The 9,904-nt window shown below is 46.6% G+C and carries 8 protein-coding genes and 1 pseudogene; 1 reads left to right on the top strand and 8 read right to left on the bottom strand.

Features of this window, described 5'->3' with window-relative positions; all coding sequences use genetic code 11:
* A pseudogene (locus tag HMPREF2560_RS11370) lies at positions 1 to 180 on the top strand (hypothetical protein); the annotation flags it as partial.
* Between the two features lie 105 nt (positions 181 to 285).
* Here the strand turns inward: HMPREF2560_RS11370 and cas2 are convergent.
* From cas2 to HMPREF2560_RS10720, 8 genes are all read right to left on the bottom strand, one after another.
* The gene (gene cas2, locus HMPREF2560_RS10755) at positions 286 to 579 is read right to left on the bottom strand and encodes a CRISPR-associated endonuclease Cas2 (RefSeq protein ID WP_003746238.1); all 294 of its coding nucleotides are present in this window, start codon (positions 577 to 579) and stop codon (positions 286 to 288) included.
* Between the two features lie 75 nt (positions 580 to 654).
* Positions 655 to 1,668, bottom strand: a complete 1,014-nt coding sequence (gene cas1c / locus HMPREF2560_RS10750) for a type I-C CRISPR-associated endonuclease Cas1c (RefSeq protein ID WP_070608695.1) — start codon at positions 1,666 to 1,668, stop codon at positions 655 to 657.
* Between the two features lie 162 nt (positions 1,669 to 1,830).
* Positions 1,831 to 3,036, bottom strand: a complete 1,206-nt coding sequence (locus tag HMPREF2560_RS10745; protein WP_070585559.1) for an AcrVA2 family anti-CRISPR protein — start codon at positions 3,034 to 3,036, stop codon at positions 1,831 to 1,833.
* Between the two features lie 67 nt (positions 3,037 to 3,103).
* On the bottom strand, positions 3,104 to 3,754 hold the full coding sequence (cas4, locus tag HMPREF2560_RS10740) for a CRISPR-associated protein Cas4 (RefSeq protein ID WP_070608693.1): 651 nt from the start codon (positions 3,752 to 3,754) through the stop codon (positions 3,104 to 3,106).
* A 2-nt stretch (positions 3,755 to 3,756) separates the two neighbouring features.
* Positions 3,757 to 4,638, bottom strand: a complete 882-nt coding sequence (gene cas7c / locus HMPREF2560_RS10735) for a type I-C CRISPR-associated protein Cas7/Csd2 (RefSeq protein WP_070608690.1) — start codon at positions 4,636 to 4,638, stop codon at positions 3,757 to 3,759.
* A 12-nt stretch (positions 4,639 to 4,650) separates the two neighbouring features.
* Positions 4,651 to 6,408 (bottom strand): type I-C CRISPR-associated protein Cas8c/Csd1, encoded by a 1,758-nt coding sequence (gene cas8c, locus HMPREF2560_RS10730; RefSeq protein ID WP_070608688.1) that lies wholly within the window; start codon positions 6,406 to 6,408, stop codon positions 4,651 to 4,653.
* Positions 6,405 to 7,049, bottom strand: coding sequence for a type I-C CRISPR-associated protein Cas5c (gene cas5c / locus HMPREF2560_RS10725; RefSeq protein WP_070608686.1), 645 nt, complete (start codon positions 7,047 to 7,049; stop codon positions 6,405 to 6,407). Before cas5c ends, cas8c begins: the two co-directional genes overlap by 4 nt.
* 23 nt (positions 7,050 to 7,072) lie before the next feature.
* Positions 7,073 to 9,583, bottom strand: a complete 2,511-nt coding sequence (locus HMPREF2560_RS10720) for a CRISPR-associated helicase/endonuclease Cas3 (protein WP_070608684.1) — start codon at positions 9,581 to 9,583, stop codon at positions 7,073 to 7,075.
* Positions 9,584 to 9,904 lie beyond the last annotated feature (321 nt).

The raw sequence follows: 9,904 nt of genomic DNA, 5'->3' as shown, positions 1-9,904 counted from the left end.
TTCAACACACAGCCGCCCGAAGGCGGCTGGCCCAATGACAGGAGAAATCCTATGACATCCCAACGTTTCAACACACAGCCGCCCGAAGGCGGCTGGTGCCTCTCTCAAAAGCCTTGCTACATCAGGTTTCGCAAGCCTAATCTCGCTAAACTCTCAAGAAAAGCAGAAATGCGAGTATAACACAGCCTTTTCTGTTATACCCACATTTGCAATATCCTGATTGTTAAAGAACAATCCTAATTCGCTAATCCTGCCACATTTTCATGAGAACAACAGGTTGGCGATTCACACAATCAACGTATCCTTAAACACATCCACCGTCGGTTTTGCGCCGTGGTGTTCCACTTTCCGCCGCCATTTGCTGCCCAGATGGTAAAAGCGCAGGCTGTCGGTTTCGGGGTTGTAGGTTTTTAAGAGTTTGTCTTTTAAAACGACCCACTGATCGGGCGCGATGTCGCATTCGAACACCGAATATTGCACGCGCACGCCGTAGTCCAGACACAATTTCGCTACGCGCCGCAGCCTTGCCTGTCCTTCCGCGTCTTCCAGCGAAATATCGTAAGTAATCAGCATCAGCATTTTGTATTCCCATGTGCAAGGCTGCTTTAGAGACCGTCTGAAAACATCCAACCCGTTTTCAGACGACCTGCAAACCTATCTCATCAAAAACGGCGGATATTCCGCCAAATCCCCGCGCAAGTGTCGCGCCAACAGCATGGCCTGAATATACGGCAACAGCCCGATTTCCACTTCTTCGCCCAAAAACGGATGCACGATTTTCTCCTGCTTTTTCGCCTGCAAGGCTTGGAACAAGAGCTTACGCGCATCGGCTTTCAAGCTTACCGTACCGCTTGCCTCGGTAACAAAATCCTGCGGTTTGATTTGCCCTCGGTTAATCAAGGAAAGCACCAGCCTGTCTGCCCACCACGCGCGGAATTCTTCCAAAATATCCTGCGCCAAACTGTCGCGCCCCGGTCGGTCGGCGTGTAGAAAGCCCACCTGCGAGTCTAGCCCCACGCCTTGCAGCGCGCCGCTGATGTCCTTGCCCAACAGACTGTACACAAACGACAACAGCGCATTCACCCCGTCTCTGGGCGGACGGCGGTTGCGCCCGTCAAAAGTAAAGCCGCTTTTTTCGCTCAAAAGCTGCCCGAATACGCCGAAATAACGCGCCGCCGCATCGCCCTCAATGCCGCGCACCACGTCCAGCCCGTCCGCGCCCTTCAACTGCCGCAGCGAAATGTTCAAAGCATCGACCGCACTTTGAATCGCCGCATTCTCGCCGTAATTGCGAATCTGCCGCTGAAGCACCCGTTTACTCGCCTGAATCTTTGCCGCAATGATATTACGCGCAATCGGCACGGGATTTTGCTCCGACACCCGATACTGCGCTCGACGCAACAGCACATTGCCGCTCTGCCGCCCCTGAAGCCGCCCCAAATAACGCCCGTTTTCGGTAAAAAACGCCAAATTTACATTATTTTCGCCGCAAAACCCCAGCAAAAACGGCGACACCAGCACATTCCCAAAACAGAAAATATGCCCGATAGAATGCACCGGCAATTGTGCCACCTTCTTGCGCTCCTGCTCCACCACCAGCGTCTCCCGCTCCTTATGCAGGTAGCTGCCTTGGGTGGTGATGTAGAGCGTATTTTGCAGTTTGCGCATGAGTAGATTCCTTGGATTTTGACCGTACTTTTGGGGGCGATAGTTGGGCTGCCTGAAAATTATCGGTAGGTTGGGGTAGATAGAGCTCCGTAACCCAACGAAATAGCTTGGCTTCCCAAATATTGTTTTTCAGACGACCTCAGTTTGGATTTTTCGGTATTTTTATTCTTTAATTACATAAGGTTTATTTATAACCTCTGCTAATTCATCTCCTTTGATATATGGTTTAATCCAAATTAACTTAGTTTCTGTCAAACCCGAACCATAACGTTGATTTCTCCAATGCCCTCTAACCATAAATCTACGTAAAATTTTTCGGTCTAATCTTGAATAATCAACAGATTCAGAATTTTCATTATCATGCTGATTTTTTAAAATTATTTGTTGCTCACTTAATCCAACCTCAAAATAATCAAGACTAGATATTGCTTTTGTCTCTTGATTTAATCTCTCTTTTTTAAGAAATGATTTTGCATTTGCTATCTTTTTTTCTATTTTTCTAATTTGACTTTCTTTTTTAGGGAAATCAGCCTTACTTGAAATTACATATAAAATAGCATTCAATATAATCCGATAAAAAAGTAATCCATCTGTATAAAAAAGATCATCTTCTAATTTACTGATATTTCCATCATTGTAAAATGAGCCATATCCCAAATTATTAGGGGTAAGATTCTCCCAATCTGTTCTTAAGCTTTGCTCTAAGTTCCAATCATTACCAAGAAACAATTCCCTTTTCTGCATTAGAAAAATTGTATCTGGATATTTACTATGGTATGAGTTAAAAATAATTCTTCTGCCATCCAATTCATCACAATCATCAAATAAGGTAACAAAAACACTTATAGGGCAAGAATAATCAACAGTTAAGTCAGGATTATCCTTAAGAGCTTTTGTATAGAATGCATCTATAATTTCTCTTTCCGTGAATACTAATTGGCAACTAAAAAAAGGTAGCTGTATCTCTTTAGCTGGCACATTAATTTCTGTATGTAAGAGCTTTTGACTGATAGCATCAGAAAAGAAAAATGTTTTTCTACCAGCTAATAGAAAATTAACTATGAAATGATATTCATAATTAATAGTACTACCTAGAGCAAATAGATGATTTTTAAAGAACTCTGGTAAATCATCTATATTATTTTTAATAAAATTTAGAGAAACCCCAATATTATCTGCGGCAACTTGTAGAGTATCATTGATTACTTTTTCCAAATATGAATTTAATCTATTTTCATACTCATCAATACTTAATATAGGGGACTTCCTATCTATATTTAATAATTCTTTGACATCTTTCTTTGCTTCAATTAATAACTCTGGCCTAAGATATTGGATACAATCAAAATGTGTTTTAGGCATTTCCATGAAAAAATTTCCTTATTTAAATTTAGATAGATTCACAACATAACATATTATACGTTCATCAATTTTCTCAATCCCCAAACAACCTCATCACATACCCCACACTCCTATCCTGTTTCCCCAGCAACTCTGGCTGGCAAATCTCCACCAGCGAGCAGGCTTTGCAGCGTTTGCCGTAGTCGGGTGGCGGGGTTTGACCGCTGTTTAGCAGCTCGCGCACGGCGGCGATGGTGGCGAGTGTTTGGGCGCGCAGGCCGTCTGAAAACACGACGGGGACGCGATGGCGGGTTTGCATATACCACAGCGCGCCCTCAGAAACGGTTTGCCCTGTCATTTCTTCCAAGCACAAACCTTGGGCGCAAAGCTGGATTTCGTCCATTGGGTCGGGTTTAGGCTTGCCGCGTTTGTATTCCACAGGTTTCAAACGGCCTGTTTTCGTGTCCACTTCCACCAAATCCAACACCCCGTTGATGCCCAATTTCTCCGCCGACACATGCACCGTCCGCTCGAAGCGCACGCCCTTGCGCGTTTCCGGCTCGCCCGAATCCACTCGCTCATGCAGCGCCTTGCCCTGTGCGGTCAAATAGTTCTCCATCCACGCCTGCTCGTTGTGAATCAGTGCGCATTGGCGCGGGCAGAAAGCGTAGTGTTGCAGGGCAGAAAGAGAAATCAGGCGTGTGTCCTGATTTTCCCTTTGGGTTTCGGTTAAAAGTGCGGTCATTTTTAGCCTAATTTACGCAGCAGCTTGGTTTCGCCAAGATTTTGATCGTCCACGCTGACAAGGTAATCGTCAAAATTCCTTGCCACTTCCACTCCGTCTTTTTTAGCAACCTGAATGCGTTTGAAGAGGCTATCAGCAGGTGCGTCACCCAGACTACTGCTGTGTTCAAACACATAGAGCCCGCGAGCATTCATTTGCCCGCGTGCGGCGGAATGGTCGTGGTCGAACATATTGACGAGTGCCTGCCAAAACAGTTCTAAATCACTTTCGGAAAAACCGGTTTGCTTGGCGAAGTGGGCGGAAATAAAGCCATGGCAGCGGTATAGGCCGTAAGGGACTGTAAATTTGCGCCCCATTCTTCCACGTTCTTTCTTTGCTTTTTCTTCTTCACTATCCTCAGGTTTCGGATTTTCAACCTCTTTAGCCGGCGCACAACGAGTAATCGTATGTTCAAGTGTTACTATCGGATCAATAGAGCGGGAAAAAGTCAATTGCACAGGACCTCTAACTTGTCCCGCATTCTCACCTGTCGTTAAAACCGCACCAAAAGTACGAATATCGTAATAGCGTTTGCACATATATTGACGCGCACTTTCGGTTTTTTCTCTCCCATTTGGTTTGTCTTTTACTTCATCTTGCTGATGGGCTTCAGCAATTAAATCATTAAGAATGATTTTTTCACGAATAAAGATATCGTGATGTTCACCATTTTGGGTCATTTGGATAAAATTGCGGACTTTGCGTTTCAGGCAAACATCGGTTACCAAACCTTCACCGGTTTGCGGGTCGATACGCGGCAGGTTGCCTGCGTCGGGATCGCCGTTGGGGTTGCCGTCTTGCACGTCAAATAAAAAGACAAAGTCGTAGCGTTTTTCAATAGTCATAGCATTTGCTCCTTATGCGGTTTTCGCTTCGTTGAACAGGTTTTTCAATGCGTCTTTGGTAAACAGAAATTGGGTTTCGTGGTAATAACCGATGGCGAATAGGCCTTGCTGTTCCAAATTCAAATGGTTGGGAAATCTCTTACAATGTTCCAAAATCTGGCGGATTTCCCATTGCAGTTGTACGGCACGTCCTTCAAATTCCAGCTTATTCAAATGGTGCGGCAGCAGGCGCATCAGTGTGCCGAATACGGCAATCGGCGTACTGCTTGCCGAACCGAAATAGCGGTCGGCAATGGTGGCGTTCAAGCCGGGATTGGCTTCGGCCTGTGTTTTTTCCAGCACGGCAAACAGCCGCCCCAGCACATAGCCAATGTCTTGACGGTTTCTATCCAAACTCATAGTTAACTCCTTCATGTTTTTCAGACGACCTGCGCGAATTGCGCGATTGATATAGGCTTTAAGCAGACTTGCCCTGCCATAGGTAATTTTCTGTTCCGCCTTGTTGCGCCGCAAAGCAGCCTGCAACAGGCTGACGGGTAAAACGCGGTTGTTGAGTGCGGCATCGGTTATTTGGGCAATCAGGTCAGATGGCAGGTTTTCCATTTTGCCGTCCAACACTAAATTACCCAGCAGGTGCGGCAACGGCATATATTCGGGGTATGGCGAGTTTTCGCCACGCACCATCTGCAAATCGTCATACCACGCCGCAATGCTTTCGGATAAGGCGGCAACAGTGGTTTCATGCCAAAAGCGGACGACAATGCGCGCAGAATTGGGTGATAGACCTAAAAGGTAGAATTTTTCTTTACCGTCGGGTTCTGTGTATTTGCCGTTGTACAAGCTTTTATAAAGCGATTTGACCGCATCAATATGGGCATCGGGATTGTCCTTGCCGCCGCCGTTAATCAAAGAAGCAAGACTCTCTTCCAACGGAGTTGGTTTCGCACTCCAACAGATGGCTGTTACATCGCCGATACGGAAGCGGTTTTCGCTAGCAAGCAGGGTATTTAAGGCAGTGGTGTACTCGAACATGGCTTGTTCGCCCACAGGAAAGATAAAGCCCTGCTCTTTGCCGTATGATTCAAAAGCTGACAGATTTACCGATGTAAACGGGGCGGGCTTGGCGTTCACACCTTTCACGGCGTTATGCAGCCGCGCAATCGGCGCAGGTTTGCCCGTTACCAGGCAAATGCCTTTGGGGATGTTATCGGATTGTGCCTGATTAGCTTGACTCACATATGCCTGAACCGCCTTTGATTGACAAACCAAATCTACTGCCTCGTCCACCAAGCGGAAGCTGAGATTACAGCCTTTGACTTTGGCACATTCCGCCCAATTTTCGGCCTGCATGACTTTGCTTTTTTCTTCCGCAGAAGCCAGAAAGGCGGCAATGGCGGCAACACCTGCATTATCGGGCAACGCCTGTTTCAATTCGTTTACATTGGCGGTAAAGCTAGCATGCTGTTTATCCGCCTGCTCCTGCCCTTTTTCTCCGGCATAGGCAAGCACATAACCGTAGTGATCCCACAATAAATTGCTTACTTCGTAGGATTTTGAACCGCTCCTGCCCAAGCCTTTCGGCACTAAAAAAATGCGGCCAACTTTCTTCTTGCCTTTCAGCTCACGGGTATCTTCCAGCTGAATAAATTTGCCCTGTTTGTCTATAACAATAATGAACGGGATTTCTTTGTTTTCAAACCCTTCCGGGGCAACACCGCCATCGCTTTCGGCTTTGCGTTGGTAGTATTGGGTGAGCGCGTGCAGAATCATCGTTTCACCTCCTCGCTATTGGCTGGGGGCACGGTAATTACGCCGTTTATCGCTTTGCATTGGTAAAACATAGGTTCGGCGTTATTGGAATCGCGCGGATCGGATTTGCTGAAATCCATGTCGTACAACATAAAACCGAAATCTTGGGTAATATCTTCGCGTGGCAAACCGTCTTCAGCCTTTTCAAGTAGCCTGAAATGGCAGGGAAACTCACGGCAACCCAAATAAGGCTGGTGGAAATACTGCCCTTTTTTCGCGCGCCGTTTGAACATTTCGGCAAATTTGACGTAGTTGTCGCCCTCGCCTGCTTCGCTTGTCATGTCAAAATTGGCGTGAATGCGGTAGGCAACGTCTTTCAGTAGCATGGATGCGCGCTGCTGGCGGTTGTCTTCAATATAGAGCGAGCCGCTACGTTCACTCATTTTGGTTCCCACTTCGTTACGGCGGATATTCGTCCACTGAATCGGTTTTAGGATTTCTATCTTCAAGACTCGCCAGCGGATTGCCGGCTTCCACAATATCGCCATTAAAATGTTTCTGGCGGCAGACGGCGTGATAACGGAGTAACTTACCCTTTCTACTTTTAGCTCAGGCCTAGTGAAGCAAGCCAAATCACCGCTGATTTCTAAGATAAAACTCATATCATCTCCTTATTGCTTTCATTTCATAAAACCGAATTTTCAGGTAGCCAAGCTGCATCGTCAAAATCCGCGCCAAGCACGGCTTTGTAATAGCCCTTATCCAACACCAGCAATCCCGCCCTAGAAAAAACCGCATGTGCAGGCAGCTTTTTCAGTTCGTGTTCGTACACCGTTATCGTGTAGCGTTGCAGCTTGCGGTAAACCCATTTGTGTTTGAGTGGATCGCTTTCTAAAAATTTGAACCAACTTTCAAACGGCTCGGGCAGCGGTGGACTGTCAGTTTGCCCGAAGGAGTTGTCGGTTGGCTGAGGAAAGCGTTGTTTGTCCAAAACATCCTGCCATTCTGAAACTTCCACGCCGTCCAAGTGTCGTCTGAAAAAATCGTCCAACTCGTTTGCTTTGATAATTTGCGGACTGCCGTCTTTTTCCCAATGAGCCAACGGGATAAACGGCACAATGAGTGCCACGCCTTGGTTATCAATCAGGCGGAAGCGTTCGGCAGCAGTGCGGAATTTGATTGCCAGCGGATTTTCATTGGATGATTCTGCCGTCAAGAGTCTTGTAATGTCGTGTTTATCCACATCGCCTTTACCGTTGAACCGGCGGAAATATTCGGCAAATGCCGACGGGGAAAGCGGGTCGCCGAGCAGCCCTGCTTTCAGCATTTCTTCGGTAATGTCCTGCCCCTGTTTCAGGCTGCCGCTAGGCGCGCCTTCCTCGGCACGGAACACGACCACTTCACCCAACTGTGGCAGTTTGCCTTCACGGTTGCACCGCCCCGCCGCTTGGGCAATGCTGTCCAGTCCTGCCATCGCCCGATAAACGCAAGGGAAATCCAAATCCACGCCGGCTTCAATCAACTGCGTGCTGACCAGCCATAAAGGCTTGTGCAGGCTGCCTGCGCTATACAGTGCCAAATATCGGCGAACCAACGCAATGACTTCGCTGCGGTGTGTGGCGCACATATTGGCAGACAAATGTAGCTTGATTCCGTTAGAAGGCAGGGCGGCAAAGAGTTTTTGGGCGTGTTTTCGCGTATTGACTACCACCAAAACACACGGACGCGCGGCGATTTCATCGGCAATTTCCTGCCAGCTTTGCGCTTCGTCGTTTGGCAGCGGCATTTTGATGCAGACGCGGCGCAGTTTTTCCGATAAGGCAATTTTGTCTGCCACAATCTCGCGCACGTCCGGCAGGCCTTCCAAAATGGTGCGGCCGAATGCGTCGATATTTTTGCCAAGTTCAGGCTGAGTTGCCGTGCACAGCACAAAGGTAACGCCGTAATCGCGAGCCAACACCCGCATCATGTCAGTAATCGGCTTTTGGAAATCGCGCGGAAGCTGCTGGGCTTCATCCAAAATCACCACGCTATCGGCAATATTGTGAATCTTGCGGCAACGGCTGGTTTTCGCCGCAAACAGGCTTTCAAACAGTTGCACGTTAGTGGTAACAATCAGCGGCGCGTCCCAATTTTCCGTAGCAAGACGAGTTTTCGCTGTTTCCTTATCTTCTTTCACTTCTAAATTGCTGTGGTGTTCTAAAACCACATCATCGCCTAATGCTTTGCGGAAAACATTGGCGTTCTGCTCGATAATACTGGTGAAAGGAATAGCATAGATAATACGTTTTTTGCCAAATTTCAGTGCGTGTTTCAAAGCGAACCCCAAGCTCGCTAAAGTTTTACCGCCACCGGTCGGCACGGTTAAAGAAAACAAAGTGCGGTCGGTTTCTGCGGCAGAAAAACATTGCTGCAAAATGGCATGGCGTTCTTGGTTTAAAGATGAGTTTTTGTCCGATTTTTCATAAAGCTGCGCCATATACTGCTCATATCGCCGGTGCAACTCATCCAAACCGGAAAATTTCGGGCGCAATTCGGCAGCCTGCGCGGCATCGGCATCGGCGTAGCCGTTCATAAAGGCTTCGGTATCCAAAAAATCGGCATCCACCAAGCAGGAAAAGAAAAAACGTATCCAAATATGTAGCTCCTTGAACAGTTTTGCCTGTTCTGGTTTTTCCCAAAAAGCAAGAAAATTTTGTGTTAAATCATTATTGGATAAAAGAAAAGAGTCTTCAGACAAACCACTTTCCACCAAGCCCGACAAAGACGCCGCCAACTCGTCATCCGCCTGTTGCAGACGGCTTTTCAGACTGCCTTTGTCATACCAATCTGCCAGCCCAGCATGATGCCCGGCAATCAAATACGCCAACAAATGCCCAAAAAACGAATTAAGGTGCTCTACTGCATATTTGGCACCGGCAGTGGAATGCGGAATTTTGCGCAACTTGGTAGATTCGACATCTTCCAAATGGGCATTTTCTTTTTCAAATCCGGATGCATTACGGATATATTTCTGAAAAGCTTCCTGAAATTTCCCCAAATCGTGCAAAAGCCCCGCATATTCGGCAAACAACGACCCATAACGCCCTGCAAAACGCTTAGCAAGTTGTGCGACTTTTTGCAGGTGGTCTTGCAGAGGGTGGGAATGCCAATTTCCTGATGCGTCTTGGCGGGCGTGGGCAATTTTGTCAGTCATCCAACTTCCTAAAATGAAATTAATTATAGATTTTTAAGAAACACATGTACCCAAACAATTTTTCTATATGTTTCAACAGCAACTTGGTTACCCATGATTTCGCAATCATGCAAGTTTCCATTAGATGGGATTGTGAAAACTAATATTGTCCATCTACCTTACAGATGCAAGCAATGGTAAAACTTACTATCATTAATTAGTTAATTTATAAATCATATACCAGATAGTATTTACACTCAATAATATTACATATAAACATTTACCGCTTAATATCTAGCAAGCTTTGATTAAAAAATGCCGTCTGAAACTTTTTCAGACGGC

The organism is Neisseria sp. HMSC078H04, from assembly GCF_001838135.1.
Taxonomy (GTDB): domain Bacteria; phylum Pseudomonadota; class Gammaproteobacteria; order Burkholderiales; family Neisseriaceae; genus Neisseria.
This window is presented reverse-complemented; position numbering and strand designations above follow the sequence as displayed.

Excerpts from the sequence above, each read along its gene's own strand:
- cas7c (WP_070608690.1), bottom strand. The coding sequence starts at position 4,638 with ATGACTATTGAAAAACGCTACGACTTTGTCTTTTTATTTGACGTGCAA.
- cas5c (WP_070608686.1), bottom strand. The coding sequence starts at position 7,049 with ATGAGTTTTATCTTAGAAATCAGCGGTGATTTGGCTTGCTTCACTAGG.
- cas2 (WP_003746238.1), bottom strand. The coding sequence starts at position 579 with ATGCTGATGCTGATTACTTACGATATTTCGCTGGAAGACGCGGAAGGA.
- HMPREF2560_RS10745 (WP_070585559.1), bottom strand. The coding sequence starts at position 3,036 with ATGGAAATGCCTAAAACACATTTTGATTGTATCCAATATCTTAGGCCA.
- cas8c (WP_070608688.1), bottom strand. The coding sequence starts at position 6,408 with ATGATTCTGCACGCGCTCACCCAATACTACCAACGCAAAGCCGAAAGC.
- cas4 (WP_070608693.1), bottom strand. The coding sequence starts at position 3,754 with ATGACCGCACTTTTAACCGAAACCCAAAGGGAAAATCAGGACACACGC.
- HMPREF2560_RS10720 (WP_070608684.1), bottom strand. The coding sequence starts at position 9,583 with ATGACTGACAAAATTGCCCACGCCCGCCAAGACGCATCAGGAAATTGG.
- cas1c (WP_070608695.1), bottom strand. The coding sequence starts at position 1,668 with ATGCGCAAACTGCAAAATACGCTCTACATCACCACCCAAGGCAGCTAC.